Genomic DNA, 15,670 nt, shown 5'->3' with positions numbered 1-15,670 from the left:
ATTGCGCAAACAGAAGTGTCCGTTTTTGACAGCCAAATGCGTCAGATAAATGTCGTTGAATCCTCATGAAAATACTGCACTAATTGAGTCTAGACCACCTTTTTTGAGGGCCAGATGCGTATTGTTCTCCTGATTTTGATCTCCCTGATTGCACTAGGGTGCCCCGGCGAAGATGAACCGGTACCGGTCCCTGGGTTCGACTATCCTTTAGAGTCCAAACCCCTTCATTGTTGGACGTCGGCACATGTTTGGCAAATGCACGATCTTGGGGAAGAAATTGCCATTTCATACCGACCGAACCGCCATGACAATGTCGATGTATCGATGGCGTTCCTGACCCTCTTGACCCCCGACGAGGGGAAGACCTTCGAACGGCCTCTCGGTACTCAAAATCCACCAAGCGGAGAGGTCTACCGTGGCCCCCTCGAGGCATCAACGGGGTGGTTTCAACTGCCGAACGGCTACGCCATTAGCCAACGCGGTATCGCCGGTGTGTCAAGGCTTCCAGGACCTGAGGACCCCTACACGGATTTCGACTGGTTGCTCTTCATGGACACCGACCGAGAAGCCACAGACGTCTTGGCGACGACTGAAGCCATCTCGATGGGTAACTCCGACACGTCCATCCGAGTATGGCGTCACGACGGCATTGCTGTGGCTGATACGGGTGTGTGGTACTACGCCTCAACCGACGAAACCAACTGGGAACCAGTAGGCTTCAGACAGGCCGCAGACGATATCCAAGCCTATGGCGGGCTCTCATTAGTCAATATTGATGGCAATACAAGCGCTGTGATCGCGGAGGACCGAGGAGACTCCGGGTTCTACTTGATCCGCCCTGGCGAGCAGCCTCAACCCATGGGCATCGGTAAGACCATAGCGTTCCCAAGAGTTGCTGAGAGCATTGCGGTGGTTGACGAGAGAGTGATTCTCCTCGAAGGCAAGCGGTTTTCAAACGGATCTGGCGCTGTCTCACTCGTGGTTCAAGACCTCGAAGCAAACGAACTCAACCGTTGGCCATGGCCTAGTTTTTTGACCAATCGTGCAAAATTCGCTGCGAGCGGCGACGGCACGATTTGGGTTTTGACCGAGGTCCCTTCTTTCGAGCAAGACCAACCTGGGATTGTGATGGTTGCTCCCGGCCAGGATCCAGTTCGACTAAATCTGAACTGGGAGGCTGCCACGTTTGATGGTGTGCCAGACGCCCTTGGACGCCCAGATGGTCGCGTACTCTTCAGTGCCCGGACCAAAGAAAATAGCGCTCGGCGGGGTACGCGCCATTTCGGAAGCACCATGTTCTGCGAGATTGGCCCCGGGGTCGAACAAGGTATTGAACCCATGGCAACCAAGAATCTTTACGAAGCACCAGAACCCGGTGAGGTCATTCGGGTGGCCAGAATTGGCGCCGGAACCAGCGTATCTGACCGGTTTAGCATGACGCCAGCTGGCACGATATGGGCCACATATCACGGAGAACTCAGAAACGGACCACCTGACCAACCTAGAGTCGTATTGGATGCTCCGGCTGCCTCAGAACTGCCGACTATTGAGGCCTACACGCCGGCCACCTTGCTCGACTACTGGGATACCGGCTTCGTCACAACGATGTATGTGCCATCAAACCTCCTCGACCCACCGAAGACGCAGCGCCTTCAGATCGATTACGCGAACCCACAGAACTCGTCTCGGTCCGCCCTCGCCTTCGGCGATGAACAGGTCTACGACGTGCAAACGGCTTTCGGCACGCAATTTTGGACCACCGACGAAGGCACATTTCTCGAGGAGGATATGACCATCCCCGACCCAGACGACCGGCGAGCGTGGGGCCGACGACTTATCTTCGGTAAACAGCACGCATTTACGGTGGACGATGGCTACACCTACGCGCGTGGCGTGCGAGGCCAAGCACGACCTGTGCAGATGGCTAGGTTCGACGTACTCAACGGACGTGTCCCTGACATCCGGCGATGCCAGGAAGAACCCGAGCCCGAATTCTGCATCAATCTGGATGACTCGGACCTCGTCGCCATGCGCGTCAACGACGAAGGCGGCCTCTACGCGGTAGATTTCCGGCACGGTCGGGTGGTTTATTTGGCGCCAGACTCCGAGACGTTCGAAACCGTAGCCGAAGGATTTCTCTCACCGAGTGATCTTCAACTCACAAGTCGCGAAGGAAAAGAAGTCGTGCTCGTCTATGATGGCGACATCTTCGCGTTCACACCTACCGAAGGCCGAGTTGCTAAACGCGGGTTCCAAAATTCCAGCTCATCGAGCCAAGACCTGGTTGGACACAGTCATCTCTCATGTGCAGGCGAGGACACGCCTTGTGTGCTTTGGGAGGGCTTTGAGGGCCTTGCCCCTGGAGTCAATTGTGTGCCCGGACGTAATTTCGGGGCCGCGGGTACCGTTGAAGTCAACGGAGCACAAGTCGAGGCCACCTGGAGCGATACTTCCGTCTGTGTGCAGCTCGACGACTTGCCTGCCACCAACGCGCTAGTGCGAATCACCCGAGAAGATGGTGCCACAACCCGGCCAGTTCCGTGGCTTGCCCCACGTGCGATAACCGGCTTCCAAGTCCCCGAGAGCGTCACCCCAACGACCCCCATTGCAGTCCGAGGCACAAACCTCCAAAACGGCTTTCAAATCTCCTCCAACGCTATGATGAGTAGAGCGAGCGACGTCGTCCTTGAGTTCCTTGTCCCGCAGACGATGGCTATCTCGATACCGCTAAATGGCGTCAACTACTCCCAACTGATCGAGGTCCTTCCCGAAATCAAGACATCGTGCGCGACCTCGGCTACCGAGATCTGCGAACTGGGGGTCATCGGCCTACCAAATGTTCCCGGCACGGTAACGATCGGTGGCTTTGAAGCCCAAGTGGTCGAATGGAGTAACCCCGTCCTCCGCGTAAACTGGCCTCAAGGACTTACCCCTGGAGAACACGAGATTCAGATCGTGGTCGAGGAAGGCGTAACCACAGGAACCGTCACACTTCTCGAACGCTCTGTTGACGTCCTCATTGCCCGAGCGACGATTCCGACCGCACTCACCCCGCTTCTTCCTAGACCCGTGGAAACACCCTTCGGCTGGCTAGGTGGCGCACGCTCTTACATGCAGTTCATTCAGCGCTCGGCTCTCTACGGGGTCAATGAGGAAGGCGCATTCTCTCAGGATATTCTTGGCATCGCCGGAGCCGCCACGATTCAAGTTGTGACCAACGGCACCGACACCTTCGTCCTAGGAAACGACACTTCAGGAATATCGCTGATTCGTGTCGTAGAAGGAACCGGCGAGAGTCCGGTGGATCTACAACTCGTTGGGAAGGTTTCGGGGCCTGGGGCAAACGGGTTTGTGGCCGGCGCCGGATATATCGAAGACGACCTTATTCTCGTGGTAAAAACCTTTGAAAACGTGACGATTTCACGTCTGAATACAGACACTCTTGAGACCGAACTCATCTCAGAGCTTGGGGCTGCGTTCGGATGGGAAAACGTAAGTGAAAACTACTTCCACGGCGCCTGGGTTCGCCCAGAGGGGGTCTACCTCTCAGATTGTTATCAAACATCTGGCATCAATATGGCCAGATTCGTGCCGCTGGCTCGAGACGAGTTTGGGAGTTGGAGTGCAGGGCAAGCAGAAAGCCCTGGCCAAGGATTCCCCAAAGTTGCATGCGCCCCTACTGAGGGCGGATTCGCCTGGGTTGAAGTGCAAAACTCTTCCTTCTCGATTTACGAGTTTTCACCAGGCAACGGCTTCGGAGACCTCCAGACGGCCATTCCAAACACCCTGCCTGGCGCAACGCTAGACATGGACTCCTTGGAACATGGCATCCTCGACCTCGCCAAGACACCCGATGGCTGGGCTCTTCTACTTGCAGACCGTTCGCAAGAGCCAGGCCTATCGATCGCCACGTGGAGTCGCACCACCGGCGAATGGACCCTTGGGGAAAAGTTCGGAAACACCTCTCTGGTTGAGCCGGGAGAGGTTTGTGTGGGACCAGTTCCCGCAAACATGTGCGATGCCGGCCTGGGAAGTTTCGGCTGCGCGCCACTCGCCTGCCCGATCTTGTCAAACGCTCAACGCTACCGAAACTCAAATCAAGCCGGGCCCGGCTACCTCATGGCTGATGAGGACCAATGGCGAGCTTTCTATCAGGTTCACAACACTGGACGTGAATCCGGCTTCCTCGGTGGCATCGAAGTTCAACACAAAATTGTTGAATGAGCTCTAGGTACGCATCGTGCCAAACCTACGGGTACACAACTTTGTAAACGAGACCCGCTCTCCTAAACAAAGGTATCCAATGAATTCTCACCCCAAGCTTAGCCCGGCACAAAAACGCGCGCTGATCATCATCTACTCAAGCCTTGGCCACGTTCCACCGAGTCACGAAGACGGACACGGTATTAAACTCGCCACGCTCAGAAGCCTTGTTCGCAGAGGCTTACTTGTTTGCCAATGCGAGTTTCACGGCATCTACGAGGTCACGCCTCTCGGAGAAGCCGCCCTTGGTTTTGATGGCCACAAACCTACTACGTTTCACGAGGCCCTTCTTCAAGCATTGGACGTGCTCATACCGGGCGTTTTCCCTCCGGATTGCGTTCTTCGTGCGGAGGCGCTTCACGATATCTGCGTTGATGAAAACGAAGGCTATGGCACCTTCGATTGGTTGAGCGCGGACTATCAGCTGGGTGCCCTGGATCTGGAGAAGACCGGTCTGGTGGGGCTTGCTGAATCGGGCGAGCTCTGCACGCTCATCTATTGCGTGTCGCGGCGCCTCTGGGACCTCGGTTGGGGAAATGTGGTCGCCTTTTACCCGCACCGGGTCGTGTTCGTGGACGAAGCCTTAACGAAGGAAGATTCCACCTGAGAATTCTTCGAGTTGGTCAAGCAGCGAGTCGCGCTCAGCAACCGGAAGTTGGCGCGTGATGTAGATATCTGCACCTACACCTCGAAGATTTGCCATGCCGCTGACCGCACGAATGCTTCCCAAAAGGCTCAGGTTGGACTCGATGTTTCGGAGCTTCGAAAAGCCCGCCACGTCGGCTCCAGTCTGAATCGTGAGCGAACCCTGAATGAGGACCAACTCTGGGAAGTTTGCGTCAGTACCCACGTAGGAATCGATGTTCAGCTCGCCGGAGATTGCTTCGAGCGAATCGAATACGGGCAACGAAAGTCGAGCTCCAACGATTTGAAGGCTACCATCAACCTCCTTGAGTTTCGCGAAGACAACTGGGTTGGAGGCAGCGTTGCGCAGATTCAGATAAATATCCTTGCTGTCCACCACGTTTCCAAAAGCATTCAAACTCGCCGCCGTGATCTCCGTGTTGCCCAGAAGTTGCTCAACCTTTCCAAAGCCCACAAGCTCGTTGCTATTCACGTTGATGATTACGCTGCCCCCTAGGTACTCAAGCGCATCGTAGCCGTGCACTCCCTTGTTTTCGGTGATTCTAAGCGTGCCTTCCACGCGTTTAAGCGTGCTCAAACCTTCGTGTACGCCGGTCCCGAGCTGCGAGCCGCCGACAACGTAGTTTCCGCCTACAATCTCAAGAGCGCTGAATCCTTTGAGAGCCTCTTGTGTGTAGCTGAGCGTGAAGTCCGTATCGACCTCTTTGAGAACGGGGAATGTCAGCCCTCCAAACAAGCCATGTTCGATGGTCAGTCCTCCTGCCGAAGTGAGCTTAGGAAACCCACCCTCGTACACCTGGTTCCAGGAGTTGTCGTACTGGGTAAGGCGCGTGATAGTTAGCCGTTGAGCACGCTCAAGCTCTGGGAATTCCACAGCGTTGGGCTTGTTGCCGATGCCCTGAACTCTCAGGCCGTCTACGTTCTTTAGCGCGGTAAACCCGTTCACAAAGGGCGTTTGGGTGACGATCGACTGACTCTCTTCGAGACTTCCAAATTCCGTTGGACCCACGCGCTGGATGTCGATGACGTCTGCCTTCGTCAAACTTGGGAATCTAAAGACATGCGAGTCTCGGCGCTCACCGTCTCGAAGAATTAGACGACCCGAAATCGACTCAAGCCGGTCGAAATCCGCACCCTCCATATTCGTTGTAGCGTCCACCACAAGGTCACCCTCGATCACCTTGATAAACTCGAAGTTCTTGAGGTGCCGGCGCGAAGGAGGCAAAAGGTCCGTCGACTGGAGTCGAATTTCAACGGTGCCTCGAATGATCTCGCACTTGGAGTTCTCGACCTCCAGCAGCGACGCAAGAGTATGGAACCGATAGATATGGCCGCGGCTCGTCACGCTAGAAGGCTGAATGAACTCGCTGCATTCCACGGAAGCTCGATTGAAAAGGCCCGCCTCGTCCGCCAGTTCAAAGAGTCGCATGAGCGCCGTGCGTCCAACCCAGCGCACCGAATCGAGCTCGTTCAGGTCCGCAAATCGTTGGTCATCTGCCGTGCCGAATCGCCCATCGGCGCCGCTTCGGTGGTCGCGAATGCCTTCTGCAGCCCGTCTGTCGAGGCGCGCGTTGATCGCGTCGTAGAATTGCGCACCGGCGGCATCGCTGGCGAGCGGTTGGTTCACGTAGGCCAAAACGGCTTCAGCTTCTTTGGAGCCTGGACGAATCGCAAACGAGTCATCTTTGCCATCGGCCTCAATGCCGAACTCTGCGTCGGGCCAAGTTGTGCTATCGTCGGTGGCCTCAGCACATGCGCCGAGCAGACTTGCGACGAAGAAGAATGGGAAGAGATTTTTAGTACGCATCAGATACCTCACGGTTTATGTTGATGGTGTACTCTTAGGACCTACATGCTCCGACATAAACTGAAAGAACCTGAAACATGATAAAACCATGAAAAAACTAATCTTCTTAATCCTCCTTCTAAGCTCATCCGCGGCCTCGGCCGAGCGCCCAACCATGACCGTTCAGGTCGACCCGCTGACAACGGCCTTGGGGTTTGTGCACGTGCAATTCGAGACCACGATATCCGACCATTTCTCGATCTACGCTGGGCCATCCCTCCGACTCTTCAACGGCCTGCTCAATCTGGACGACGAAAGGACGTTCCAAGGCTATGGCGCAGAGGTTGGCTTGCGATACTTCTTCTTTGGTAGTGCACCTGAAGGCTGGTGGGCGCAAGTCCGTGGTGTCGGCGCGTATCTCATCGCGGATTCCGACGTCACAGACCTTGGAGGCTACGGTAGCGCGCTTGGTGGCTACACTGCGATTTTTGACGGCTGGTTCGTACTCTCGGGAGGCCTCGGCCTGCAGTACCTCGATTACACGGTAGATGGTCTGGGCACCTCCGGCCTAGCGCCAGCGGCCCACACAACCGTCGGATTCGCACTCTAGAGATCACGAGCCAAACGGTCTAAACTCTACCTCTTCACACTCTGTTGCAGGAGCTCTTTTATGCGTCCCATCGTACTCATACTCTTCTTTCTTCTTGGGGCGTGTACGTCTGAAGTCAGCACACAAACGCCTGACTCGCCGGACTCCGGCGCGGACGCTAGCCAAGGGGACGTCGGACCTGCTGATATGCCCACAGAGGGCGACATGACTGAAGTCGAAGATTCCGGGGCGGACAGCTCGCAAGATACGGATATGACCGCAGATATGCCCCAGGAGCCGCAACCAAGAGCTATTGGCCCTAGACCCGTAGACCCGACACCATTGGCCCAGGGCACTATCTTCGCGGCACCCGATGGTAGTGGCCAAGACTGCACCCAAGACACTCCCTGCGATGTCTGGGAGGCGCTAGAGCAAGCCGAGGCCGGTGACGTGGTGTTTCTTCGAGGCGGTGAGTACGCCATAGACCGGAATCTCAACTTTCGGGGGCGCGGCGCAACTCCTAGAGCTATTTTTGAGAGCTATCCGGGAGAAGAAGCCATCTTAGACGGCTCCGCCCTCGGTCCTGAGGACGACATCTACATTCGAGTCTTGGGAGATCCAGTCGCGATTCGCCTGCTCACGATTCGAAACATGCCCAAAGGCGGAATCTCGGTGCGAACCAGCGACAACCTCCTTGAGGGTCTCAAGATCCACGACAATCTCCTAAGTGGTATCCATATTCACGAATCCTATGAAACACCTGTATCCAACCGAAATATCATCCGGGACTCGGTAATTTGGGGGAATTCGGGCGCCGGCCTCATGACCGCAGAGTACGCAGACGGCGGAAACTCCGACGGGATTTCAATCTCCAGCGGCATCGGAAATCGAGTCGAAAACTGTCTGGTCTATGGCAATTCGGACGATGGGATCGACGTGTGGAGAAGCACCGACGCCTACGTGGGTTATTCAATAATTCACAGTAGCGGAATCGCTTCAGGCAATGGACAGGGCGTTAAGGCAGGCGGGGCGCCGCCGAGCGCGAGGGCCTTCGTTGAGCACAACATTTCCTACAACAACAAATCGGCCGGCTTTGACTTCAATTCCGGAGTCGGCGTGACCTTTAGGCACAACACATCCTGGGGCAATTCCCGTGGATTCTGGTTCGGGGATGACACGCTAAGCGAGCTAAATCTCGCCTTCGAAGACGCTACTCATGGAGGTGGGGGGCAGCAAAATCAAAACTCGTGGCAGCTCGACGGTACGCCAACACCTCTGAACACAGACCCAGCGTCCTCCGACTTCCTATTGCCTGCGGAGCCTGCCTTCTCAACTCTGGGCGCCCATGCCGGGCGCACGGTCGAATGACCGCCGTCTGAACAACAAAACGAAGCCAAGGAGCCAAACTATTGCGGCCCCACCCGTTGTGGTGCATGAGGCGTTCCCCCTTGCCGTCATAGACTCCATGCCGCCGTCTTGCTCTGCTTGGAATGGTTCTTCGCCATCATTCACCTCGTCAACCGGAACCACCGGCACGTCTGGCTGGTCAGGGTCATCGGAATCAACGCCGCAAGGTTGAGCGGTACGCGTGGCTGCGCCCGCCTCACAGACCGTAACCAACCCTCCGAGGCAGAACTCCCCATCGGTTGCCTCCAGGCACTCCGGCGAAACACAGGCCTTGAGTCCAACGTGGCATTTTTGGCCGGAAGCCGCACAATCTGTATTCTCTTGCGGCTGACCTTGCGCACAGGCGCTCAGCACGTCACCTTGACACCACGTGGCGTCGCCACCTTCCGAACACTCGAAATGCACACACTGAGCACCTGCATCAATTTGCTCACATGTGGCACCAAAAAAACTACAATCTCCGGCTGGCCCGGGTTGGCCGTACTCACACCTGACGATATTCGTTTCATCTTCACAATAGCCTCCCATCGCCCCACCGTTGCAGTAGGGATGAACGCACGTGCCCACACCATCGGCTGTTACTTCGCACGCGGCGCCAAACGCCCCGCAATCGCCCTGCCCCATATGTTGCCCGCCACGGCATGTGTGGATGACCGAGCCATCGCAGTAGCGCCCATTCGGGGTGTTCGCGCAACGTGGGTCGGCCGCCCCTCTCAGAATCGCCAGATGATTCGCCACCACCCGCTCACTCGCCCCAGACGGCAGGTTCGAGACCCTGCCCCCATTGATCACAAGCGAACTCGAACCACCGCCATCGAGCATCATGGCCTGGTGAGCGCCTAAATCCTTCATGATCTGGCCCATCTGTGGAAAGGACACGCCGATCGAATCACTCCGGCGCCCTTCCACCACCACAAAGATCAGGGTATTGCCGTCTGCGCTCATTCCCACGCCCGAACGCGGCTCGCGTGCATTGTAGAAAGACTCAGCCGGGTACTGGGGAACATTGCCGTCCACCAAGAGTCGCCACCCGTTGCCGCCCACCACATCGTTCCAACGCGGATTTCGCGCTGTATTCTGGGTGTGGTCGTCAAACGTGCAGTCTTTTTCGATGGTACAACCCAGGAAAGACCAACCGTTATCGCCCGTTCCTTCCCAGTGTACGCCGTCACCCACGGCGAGCCCCACAGGTTGGTAGCTGCCCCAGCTGAACCAGTCACCATTGATGGCAACCACCGCACCCACGTGATTCGCAAAATTGCTCACCGTGCGGCCCCGTTCCTCGGGCCGCGTGACGCGCATATAGAGGTCCTGCCTTGAAAAATCGACGATTGCCGCATTGATGCGTATTGGCCCAGGCGCCGTGCGGACCAATCGCCGGACCCCAGGCGCTGGGTCCGTCCATGTATCAGCAGCAAGAACCACGTCAGTCCAAACCAAACTCGCGATCACCAAAAACATGCTCTTCTTCATGAGTACCTCCGTCTTGGGAACACCATACTCAACTCAGTTTTCGAATTCGGCTGACATCGGCTGACATTTTCTAAATCTAGGTCTAGACTTGTGTTTCACTAGTTTTGCGCCCCCAGGAACTATGGCTGAGTCGTTCACTGACCTTCCAAAACACCTTCAAGAGGCTGTCGCGCGCCTTTCTCTTCTCGGCGTTGAGGACGTTCACGCGCTAGCTGAATTCTTCTCCTCCCTAGACTCGGTAGGACGCTGGGGCCGCCCCCCGGCCAAATACCTGGAATTCAACTACCTTCTCGCACCTCAGGTTCAAGATTCAAGACTTAGGGTCGGCCTCGTCCGGGCTGCAGAACTCGGGGCGCGCCTCCATTTTGGGTTCGACCGCTGGAGGGAGCTCGCCATCCAGACACGTCTTGGTTTTGAGCATTCCCCTTTGGAGTCCGCGCACCTCATCTGGTGCGAGTCACTCGCCGACCTCGCCGAAGGGTTTCTTCCCGAAGCGATAGAGAAGGCGAGCGAGAGCCTGGAAGTGGCCACTGAGTTTGAGGACCTTGGCCTGATCGGAGACAGCTCGTTTGTGCTCGGCTCATGTCTCGTAGAAAACGGCAAGCTCGGCGAGGCCAGGGCACAATTTGAGGCGGGAGTGGATGCGGTGGTGGGCGTGGCTGAGCTCTTGGACGTACACTCTGCGTTGCTCCAAAAGTTGGCGATGCTCGACTACGTAGAAGGTCGAGAAGGCTCCAATCCGCAGCGTCGCGCCCGCGAAGCACTGGATTCGGCTAGACGCGCGGCAGACCGCTATCAGGAAGCACGAGCCCTATCCACCGAAGCCGCCATTGCGATGGGATGCGGGGATTTTGCGCGGGCAAAGAGAAAGTTCAAGGCGGCCGAGGCCATCGACATTGAACTTGATGATTGGATGTGTCTCTCCATGGGGCAGCTCAATCTTGGAAACATCGCATTACTACTGGATGAGCCCGAGGAGGCCTTGGCAGCATTCGAACGTGCGGAGAAAAACGCGCAAACCACTGGGAACGCCATGATACAAGCTATGGCCATGACCGGACGAGCCGTGATTTCGCTGATGCAAGGAGAGCCACAGGTTGACCTGCTGAAGGACGCTATCGACCTTATCGAGGGTATCGACGTGCACGTCGAGAGACTCGGGGCGCTCGCAGAGCTCGCCGTTCATCAAGTTTGGCGAGAGGAATTCGCCGAGGCGGAGCGCACCCTATCAAAGGCATGGAGAGTGGCTCTGCACGTCAACGAGAGCGTCTGGCTCGCCACAATCGCACGCTACCGAGCGTTGGTTTCCAGCCGCTTGCCTTCGGCCACAGAATCGCCCGAGTACTGGTCGAACATCGCTCTAGAGCATTGCGCGGATGAAACCCGCAGACCAAGCTCGTGGGTGCCGCATGACCCGACGCGCATCTACACCCCGAACACCACACACCGGCCACTCCTTAGATTGGACGCCGAGGCACGGCGAGTGACGCTACCGGATGGCACGAGTCTGGATTTCAGCCGACGCGGCCCACTGAGACTACTCTTGTTGGCGTTGTGTCACGCGAAGCAGCACTCAAAAAATCTTGGCGTTTCGGACCTACTTAGCGCCGCGTGGCCGGACGAGGTCATAACGTATGACGCCGCACGGATGCGAGTTTACACATCCATCAAAAGGCTTCGTAAGCTCGGCCTCGAAGACTGGATTGAGACGGTCGACGAAGGGTATCGACTTCGTGACGAACTCGACGTGACGTTTGAAATGGGACAAGACTGAAATGCACCTACTCATTTTGATTCTGGCAGCACTGAGTCTTGCCTGTGGCACCACGTCGCGGTCCCAAGAGCCACTCACTCAAGAAGGTATCAACCCGCTCAAGGGAAAATTCTTGTTGGGCGTGGGCCAACACTCAAACGAGTTGGCACTAGATGACGGAACTCGAGTCGAGATTCTCTACGAAGGAAACTCGACCTTCGGATTGCTTACTAAACCAGGATTGAAGTTTACGTTGCCGGACTCAAGTTCCCACTACACTTCGGGACTTGGGTACTTCGAACTCGGTCAGCACGCCGCCCTGGTTGAGCGCGTTGCAGGCACACGCACGTCACCTGCCCATCTCCAGGTTTCCCTGATGCAGCCCAAGGATGGCGCGCTGCTACCAACCAAAGAGTCTACCGAACTCGTGCTTCAGAAGCTGCGATCCGAAGGCATTGGTTTTGATGGTTACGCATGGCAGTTGCGCGGCCACTTGATTGAAGTTGTGGTTTACAAGGAAGACGACATTTGGCTTTTGCAGGCCTCTCTCGACCGCCTCACCGGTAAGATTCTGCACATGCGTAGTTTCCAGGCCATGCTACCCACCGGGGACATCGCGCGAAAGACTGTTGAGAACTTGTACTTTCAGGACGCTCTGGTGCTTGATGCTCAAGGAAGTCCCGAGGACATTGGAGGCGCACAAATGCTTGAAAAGGCGTTCTCCGAGTGCGCCATTTTTGAAACACCGACTTCCGCGTACGTCTCAATCTCTCGCTCGAACACTGAGATTGATTACGCTGGGGATTATGCTGAGAACTCCTTCGAGATTCGGTTTCTTCGGGAATGCGTTGACAAGGTACTGGCAGAGCAGGACTTTTCTGAGATCAGCTTTCGAGTGGACTTTGTCTATGAATCAACTTTTGTTCGTAGTTCAAGTCCGGGCAAGTCCCCGTCTTTGGTGACCCCGATAAATCCGACTCGAGACGTCGAAATCGCAATAATCTTCGAAAACGGAAGCCCCACAACTCGAAATGAGGTCCGAGGTTTTGCACGCCGAGATTGGAGCCAGATTGCGAGTTGTGGCACTCGACGAACGACGTACCAGAGGACTGAGGGCGCTAGTTTTTCCCCACTCTCTGAGGCAGATTGCCTCAAAGGCACGCTCGCCCAATGGGTCACGACCTCACAAGAACCTGCGCAATTTACACTGGTTGTGAAATGATTCCCATAATTCGCGTTACCGATGTTTCAGGGTCTTCTGGAAACTGCCTTGGTGTCTCGCCAACCCTGGATGTTGTCCAGGTGATCGAGGGCCGCAAACCTCTGCTCGCGAACTTTAGCCAAGATGCTCGAACCACGAACACGGCGCTATCGTCCAAAGAAGAATTGCGTGCGCTGATTCCAGACGTGCAAAGCGGTGTAAGTTCTGTGGAGGTCTTTAATCTTTCGGGATATCTAGTTCGAACAGAGCGTTTCATGGCGGGTCCCACCTCGTATTTCACCCCCGGAAAGAGCCGCACTTACGAACGCATCACTATCGAGGACGCAAATTCTGAGCGAGTTTTCCAGTTTGAGAGCCAAGGTGTACGTGGAGAGCAAATTCCACTCGGAATTGCGCATCAGACGCTCGTAAGGCTTTACCGTACCGGTGATAACTTGACCCTAACGTGTTTTGGTTTTGATGACGGCAAACTCGTCGCTCATCAAATCAATGCCGCGGACTTTCAGGGCGCTCAGATTGCCGAAACATCGACTGGAATCCTTCTGCGCATCGTTTCGGGCCCGGATGAGATACAATACGAGATTGATTCACACGAATATGAAATTCGACTCATACGCACGTTATCACACGGCCTTAGCGGCCTTGTCACGCCTTCGCCATGCGGTGGTTGGGTTGTGCAGGAGAACGGCGAATTCGTCTTAGTGACCGAAGAAAAACGGATGGTGCTTTTTGAAATCCCAGAACTCCTAAGTGGCTTCTGGCATTCGAAACCGCCCTCTATCCGAGCCCTTGGAGATGGGCGAGCTTTGCTGAGTTTCAATGTTGAGACTGACCAGAAGGTGGACCATGTGGTCGAGGGATGCCGAGGCGCGGTCTTGTACTCAAGTTCTGAGGTGGTCTCGACAGCGCACACGTCGCTAGGTGACGCGTTTTTTGGGCAACGACCTGGCAGCAAGCACTACTTTGATGTGGTTCTGAACCAGGCTCGATTTGATGCCGGAAACATCATTGCCACCGCAGGCCATCATGCCGGCAATCTGGCGCTGCTCACATCGTCTGGCAAAGTGATTTGGTCCCGGTCCTAGAAGCCACCAGCTTGTTCGAAGTCGGGACCCAAAAGGCCGTCGTACGGGTGATTGATGCGTTTGAGTGATTCACCATCCACTTCACACGTGACTCGCTTTTGGTCGAGTTGTTTGAAGCTCCCAAGCGTGTAGTAGTCACCAAACTTCAGGGGACTTGTGGCGAGCAAACGCTCTTGAGTTTTGCCGTCATCAGAGTCGCTATAGACCACTGTCACGTGCTTAGTTTCAGTCGGCAGCTCAACTCTAAATCTGGTGCCCCCTTCAAATCGTTTTACCTCAGCTTCGAGCGGCCCCGGCTTGCCGTATGCAGGGTGAACTTGGCCATCGGTCGCATCGATTCCCCACTGCCAGAGCACGGGTTTTTGGGGCTCCACACAATCCATCGCCAGTCGCGGTTGTTCAGTGGTGGACACCCAGACCTCGAGATGGTCAGCGTGAATCCAATTGCCCGTCTGCGAGCTCTTCAGTTCATCGTCCAAAACCTCTACAAAAAGCTGGCCGTCATTGCCCGCCACGACCTTCATCTGTGTATCCGCCTTGGAAGAAGTCGCGCCATGAATCACAAACCCATTGGAGCCCGACGCGTCAAAAACAGAGGCACATTCGCCGAGCCCGGTCTGTGCCCAACCTCCTTCTGAGAACGCAGCCGGCAGGTTGACCGTTGGGATGACTCGCGGCTCGAACTCGAGGACCTGCTCAGTTTCGCAACTCATCACGGACCATCCAGACACACCGCTAAAGCTCTCGTAATCCCAATTGTCCCACGTAAACACATCAGGCGCCGACGCAAAGTAGTGTTGGGCGTAGACTCTGGTTACCGTGGAGTCTCTCAGGTCCATCGCGCTCCCCTGCCCCCACCGCCAATTTGAGCCCCCGTTCGTGGAGACTTCAATCTGACCATTTTTAACGTCCCAAAAATTCTCGCCCACCCCACTTGAGCCGTAACCATCATTGCAAAAGTACGCGATTTTCCTGGCATTGAGCGCATCACCCTTGGTGACAGTCACCTGATAGAGCTCCCACGGATGGCACCAATCTTCCGCGTCGTGGTCAGGGTCCTTCCATCTGCCGTCATCTTGAGGGTTCGGATGGTACGAGACTTCAGCGATAGATACGCCGTCTAAGTCCGTTGGCTGAACGAGCATCACGTGGCACGGGCTCTTCCGTCCACAAACGAGTTCTGCGACCTCATCAGGGCTTGGAACCTTTGCCGCCAGCTTTGCAGGCTCAACTTTTGTGGGCTCCAACTGAACAGGCTCGGCCTTCTCCACAACCGTACTTGACGTGCAGCCCGTCAGCAAAATCACACCTAACACCCATTGCCTCATTTCAAACTCCTTGCCTAAGGCCGATGCTCACCACGAACAGCTCTATACCGCACTTTGCACGCCGCAAAAGACTCCTTACAATCTAAGTTGGAGGCGGCTATCAATTTTCTCTACGTTTC

10 protein-coding genes are annotated in these 15,670 nt (G+C 55.8%); 7 read left to right on the top strand and 3 right to left on the bottom strand.

Translation table 11 applies throughout. From position 1 onward, the window contains the following. Nucleotides 1-114: 114 nt before the first annotated feature. Nucleotides 115-4,224 (top strand): hypothetical protein, encoded by a 4,110-nt coding sequence (locus FRD01_RS23015; protein WP_146963396.1) that lies wholly within the window; start codon nt 115-117, stop codon nt 4,222-4,224. 79 nt (nt 4,225-4,303) lie between these two features. Beyond that, on the top strand, nt 4,304-4,870 hold the full coding sequence (locus FRD01_RS23010) for a hypothetical protein (RefSeq protein ID WP_146963394.1): 567 nt from the start codon (nt 4,304-4,306) through the stop codon (nt 4,868-4,870). On the opposite strand, the gene FRD01_RS23005 is transcribed toward FRD01_RS23010, so the two are convergent. After that, entirely contained in the window at nt 4,847-6,715 is a 1,869-nt protein-coding gene (locus FRD01_RS23005; RefSeq protein ID WP_146963392.1) for a hypothetical protein, read from the bottom strand. The genes FRD01_RS23010 and FRD01_RS23005 overlap by 24 nt on opposite strands. Before the next feature lie 88 nt (nt 6,716-6,803). On the opposite strand from FRD01_RS23005, the gene FRD01_RS23000 reads away from it, so the two are divergent. Together FRD01_RS23000 and FRD01_RS22995 are read left to right on the top strand one after the other, a co-directional pair. After that, a complete protein-coding gene (locus FRD01_RS23000; RefSeq protein ID WP_146963390.1) occupies nt 6,804-7,304 on the top strand; it encodes a DUF3575 domain-containing protein in 501 nt (166 codons plus the stop codon). Between the two features lie 60 nt (nt 7,305-7,364). Beyond that, complete coding sequence (locus FRD01_RS22995; RefSeq protein WP_146963388.1) at nt 7,365-8,651, top strand: right-handed parallel beta-helix repeat-containing protein; 1,287 nt, start codon at nt 7,365-7,367, stop codon at nt 8,649-8,651. Here the strand turns inward: FRD01_RS22995 and FRD01_RS22990 are convergent. Continuing rightward, nucleotides 8,613-10,163 (bottom strand): phosphodiester glycosidase family protein, encoded by a 1,551-nt coding sequence (locus FRD01_RS22990; RefSeq protein WP_146963386.1) that lies wholly within the window; start codon nt 10,161-10,163, stop codon nt 8,613-8,615. The genes FRD01_RS22995 and FRD01_RS22990 overlap by 39 nt on opposite strands. A 121-nt stretch (nt 10,164-10,284) precedes the next feature. Here FRD01_RS22990 and FRD01_RS22985 point away from each other — a divergent pair, with 121 nt between their 5' ends. The 3 genes from FRD01_RS22985 to FRD01_RS22975 are packed head-to-tail and all read left to right on the top strand — an operon-like array spanning nt 10,285 to nt 14,223. After that, entirely contained in the window at nt 10,285-11,937 is a 1,653-nt protein-coding gene (locus FRD01_RS22985; RefSeq protein WP_146963384.1) for a helix-turn-helix domain-containing protein, read from the top strand. A gap of 1 nt (nt 11,938) precedes the next feature. Next, the gene (locus FRD01_RS22980) at nt 11,939-13,138 is read left to right on the top strand and encodes a hypothetical protein (RefSeq protein WP_146963382.1); all 1,200 of its coding nucleotides are present in this window, start codon (nt 11,939-11,941) and stop codon (nt 13,136-13,138) included. Beyond that, nucleotides 13,135-14,223 (top strand): hypothetical protein, encoded by a 1,089-nt coding sequence (locus tag FRD01_RS22975; protein WP_146963380.1) that lies wholly within the window; start codon nt 13,135-13,137, stop codon nt 14,221-14,223. The genes FRD01_RS22980 and FRD01_RS22975 overlap by 4 nt, the downstream gene beginning before the upstream one ends. On the opposite strand, the gene FRD01_RS22970 is transcribed toward FRD01_RS22975, so the two are convergent. Next, nucleotides 14,220-15,551 carry a hypothetical protein gene (locus FRD01_RS22970; protein WP_146963378.1) on the bottom strand — a complete coding sequence of 444 codons (1,332 nt, stop codon included), beginning with the start codon at nt 15,549-15,551 and terminating at the stop codon, nt 14,220-14,222. The genes FRD01_RS22975 and FRD01_RS22970 overlap by 4 nt on opposite strands. Between the last annotated feature and the right edge of the window lie 119 nt (nt 15,552-15,670).

This window comes from Microvenator marinus (assembly GCF_007993755.1).
Taxonomy (GTDB): Bacteria; Myxococcota_A; Bradymonadia; order Bradymonadales; family Bradymonadaceae; genus Allomicrovenator; species Allomicrovenator marinus.
Note: the sequence above shows the minus strand (reverse complement) of the source record. Positions and strands in the feature narration are given on the sequence as shown.

Excerpts from the sequence above, each read along its gene's own strand:
- FRD01_RS23015 (WP_146963396.1), top strand. The coding sequence starts at position 115 with ATGCGTATTGTTCTCCTGATTTTGATCTCCCTGATTGCACTAGGGTGC.
- FRD01_RS23010 (WP_146963394.1), top strand. The coding sequence starts at position 4,304 with ATGAATTCTCACCCCAAGCTTAGCCCGGCACAAAAACGCGCGCTGATC.
- FRD01_RS23005 (WP_146963392.1), bottom strand. The coding sequence starts at position 6,715 with ATGCGTACTAAAAATCTCTTCCCATTCTTCTTCGTCGCAAGTCTGCTC.
- FRD01_RS23000 (WP_146963390.1), top strand. The coding sequence starts at position 6,804 with ATGAAAAAACTAATCTTCTTAATCCTCCTTCTAAGCTCATCCGCGGCC.
- FRD01_RS22995 (WP_146963388.1), top strand. The coding sequence starts at position 7,365 with ATGCGTCCCATCGTACTCATACTCTTCTTTCTTCTTGGGGCGTGTACG.
- FRD01_RS22990 (WP_146963386.1), bottom strand. The coding sequence starts at position 10,163 with ATGAAGAAGAGCATGTTTTTGGTGATCGCGAGTTTGGTTTGGACTGAC.
- FRD01_RS22985 (WP_146963384.1), top strand. The coding sequence starts at position 10,285 with ATGGCTGAGTCGTTCACTGACCTTCCAAAACACCTTCAAGAGGCTGTC.
- FRD01_RS22980 (WP_146963382.1), top strand. The coding sequence starts at position 11,939 with ATGCACCTACTCATTTTGATTCTGGCAGCACTGAGTCTTGCCTGTGGC.
- FRD01_RS22975 (WP_146963380.1), top strand. The coding sequence starts at position 13,135 with ATGATTCCCATAATTCGCGTTACCGATGTTTCAGGGTCTTCTGGAAAC.
- FRD01_RS22970 (WP_146963378.1), bottom strand. The coding sequence starts at position 15,551 with ATGAGGCAATGGGTGTTAGGTGTGATTTTGCTGACGGGCTGCACGTCA.